This window comes from Pseudomonas sp. AGC41 (assembly GCF_057334555.1).
Genome location: NZ_JBHFJB010000116.1, coordinates 13,726 through 16,198, shown reverse-complemented (window position 1 = coordinate 16,198; position 2,473 = coordinate 13,726). Strand labels below are relative to the sequence as shown.

At 64.9% G+C, this 2,473-nt stretch carries 3 protein-coding genes; all 3 read left to right on the top strand.

Translation table 11 applies throughout. The features are described 5' to 3' along the window. Positions 1-149 precede the first annotated feature (149 nt). A complete protein-coding gene (gene dapE / locus ACE04F_RS19625) occupies positions 150-1,301 on the top strand; it encodes a succinyl-diaminopimelate desuccinylase (RefSeq protein WP_434572093.1) in 1,152 nt (383 codons plus the stop codon). Next, positions 1,301-2,110: a putative RNA methyltransferase gene (locus tag ACE04F_RS19620; RefSeq protein WP_486109260.1), complete on the top strand. Its 810-nt coding sequence runs from the start codon at positions 1,301-1,303 to the stop codon at positions 2,108-2,110. The genes dapE and ACE04F_RS19620 overlap by 1 nt, the downstream gene beginning before the upstream one ends. Positions 2,111-2,194: 84 nt before the next feature. After that, positions 2,195-2,473: hypothetical protein (locus ACE04F_RS19615; RefSeq protein ID WP_486109258.1), on the top strand; the 279-nt coding region annotated here is incomplete at its 3' end.

Here is a 2,473-nt window from a genome sequence, read left to right as displayed (position 1 = left end):
CCCCCCCCCCCCCCTCCCACAGGTTTTGAGTTCCAACTGAGGGGAGCGGCGGCCCATGGCGATCGTTTTGCTATAAGATAACCGCCATTTTGCGCGAACCAGCCCGCGCCAGCACAAGCCTTGCGTCCACACTATATTCCGGAGTTTCCATGACGGCCCACGCCGACCTCTCGCCGACCCTGCAACTCGCCTGCGACCTGATCCGCCGTCCGTCCGTGACGCCGGTGGATGCCGATTGCCAGAAACTGATGATGCAGCGCCTGGGCGACGCCGGTTTCAAGCTCGAACCCATGCGTATCGAGGACGTGGATAACTTCTGGGCCAGCCATGGCAAGCATGACGGTCCGGTCTTGTGCTTCGCCGGTCACACCGATGTGGTCCCGACCGGCCCGGTACAGGCCTGGCAGCTCGACCCGTTCGATGCGGTCATCGACGAACAGGGCATGCTCTGCGGCCGTGGCGCGGCGGACATGAAAGGCAGCCTGGCGGCGATGGTGGTGGCGGCCGAGCGGTTCGTCGCCGACTATCCGGATCACCAGGGCTCGATCACCTTCCTGATCACCAGCGACGAAGAAGGCCCGGCCCACCACGGCACCAAGGCCGTGGTCGAGCGCCTCAAGGCCCGCCAGGAACGCTTGGACTGGTGCATCGTCGGCGAACCGTCGAGCACCACGCTGGTGGGCGATGTGGTCAAGAATGGTCGGCGTGGCTCCCTTGGCGCAAAGCTGACCGTGCGCGGCAAGCAAGGTCACGTGGCTTATCCACACCTGGCGAAGAACCCGATCCACCTCGCCGCGCCCGCCTTGGCCGAATTGGCCGCCGAGCACTGGGATCATGGCAACGACTTCTTCCCGCCGACCAGTTTCCAGATCTCCAACCTCAACTCCGGTACCGGCGCGACCAACGTGATCCCCGGCGACCTGGAGGCGGTGTTCAACTTCCGCTTCTCCACCGAATCCACCGTCGAAGGCCTGCAGCAGCGGGTCGCCGACATCCTCGACAAGCATCAACTGGACTGGCACATCGACTGGGCGTTGTCCGGCCTGCCGTTCCTCACCGAGCCGGGCGCACTGCTCGACGCCGTGTCGTCGAGCATCAAGGACGTCACCGGCCGCGAGACCAAGGCCTCCACCAGCGGCGGCACCTCCGACGGTCGCTTCATCGCGACCATGGGCACTCAAGTGGTTGAGCTGGGGCCGGTCAACGCGACGATTCACCAGGTCAACGAACGCGTGCTGGCCGCCGATCTCGACGTGCTGACCGAGATCTACTACAAGACGCTCATCAAGTTGCTCGCCTGATGCTCGCCTGCCCGATCTGCAATGAACCCTTGAATGCGGTGGACAACGGCGTGGCGTGCCCCGCCGGGCATCGTTTCGACCGCGCGCGGCAGGGTTACCTGAACCTGCTGCCGGTGCAGCACAAGAACAGCCGCGACCCTGGCGACAATCAGGCGATGGTCGAGGCCCGCCGCGATTTCCTCAACGCCGGTCATTACGCCCCGGTCGCCCGGCGCCTGGCTGAACTGGCCGCCGAACGTGCGCCCGGACGCTGGCTGGACATTGGCTGTGGCGAAGGTTATTACACCGCGCAACTCGCCGACGCCCTGCCCGGCGCCGATGGGTACGCCCTGGATATTTCCCGCGAAGCCGTCAAGCGCGCCTGCAAACGCAACCCCCAGCTGACCTGGTTGATCGCCAGCATGGCGCGGGTGCCGCTGGCGGACGGCTGCTGCCAGTTCCTCGCCAGCGTGTTCAGCCCGTTGGACTGGCAGGAGGCCAAGCGCCTGCTCAGCCCCGGCGGCGGCTTGATGAAAGTCGGGCCTACCAGCGCCCACCTGATGGAGCTGCGCGAGCGGCTGTATGACGAGGTTCGCGAATACACCGATGACAAACACCTGGCCCTGGTGCCGTCGGGGATGGCGCTGGATCACAGTGAAACCCTTGAGTTCAAGCTCACGCTCGACAACGGCCAGGATCGCGCCAATCTGCTGGCGATGACGCCCCACGGCTGGCGCGCCAGTGCCGAACGCCGCGCCAGCGTGATCGAGCAGGCCGAGCCGTTCGAGGTCACGGTGTCGATGCGCTACGATTATTTCGTTCTTCAGTAACCTTTTTTATTCCGGGCCCCGGACAACTGTCCGGGGCCAGTTAAATCCGCGAATGGATTTTTCGAGACCGCAGTGAGGACATCCATGCGCCAACCCGATATCGAGATTTACCTCAAGGACGCCGACGTCGACCACAAGGCGATCGCCGCCTGGCTCGGCGAGGCCCTCGGCCCGTGCAGCGACTGGGTGCAGAAAGGTCAGACGTACAAGTGCAAGGCCGGCAAGATCCCGGTGACCTGGTTGCCCAAGGCTGTAGGCAAATGGAACAGCCTGTACCTGGAAAGTGACCGGACCCCGTGGGAAGACGACATCGCCTGCGCCCGCGCCGCCTTCGCCGCGCTGAACGTCGAAGTGGGCGGGGCG